Origin of the sequence: Paenibacillus sp. PsM32 (genome assembly GCF_030433815.1) — a bacterium.
Classification (GTDB): Bacteria; Bacillota; Bacilli; order Paenibacillales; family Paenibacillaceae; genus Saccharibacillus; species Saccharibacillus kyungheensis.
The window spans coordinates 1-237 of record NZ_JARUWY010000065.1; the positions used below are offsets into that span (position 1 = coordinate 1).

General features: G+C 40.9%; 1 protein-coding gene. It reads right to left on the reverse strand.

The window, feature by feature from the left end:
• Positions 1-237: FAD-dependent oxidoreductase (locus QCD85_RS23730; protein WP_301264090.1), on the reverse strand; the 237-nt coding region annotated here is incomplete at both ends.

The following is a 237-nucleotide window of genomic DNA, read 5'->3' on the forward strand; positions in this document are numbered from 1 at the left end:
GCTATCATCGTCTCGCAATCTTTAATATCTCGAAAACCGATCACTCCGTCTTTGTCTGAACCTGGTATAGGTGGGATAAAGGCGCGCGAACCGGTTGCAATATTCACTTCATCATAGTCTACATGTAATCCAGAAGCAGAGATGAACTGACTCTGATCAGCATCAATACGAATAACAGGATCACCGGTGTACAGCGTAATATTATTATCACGATACCAATCATGATCATTAATAATG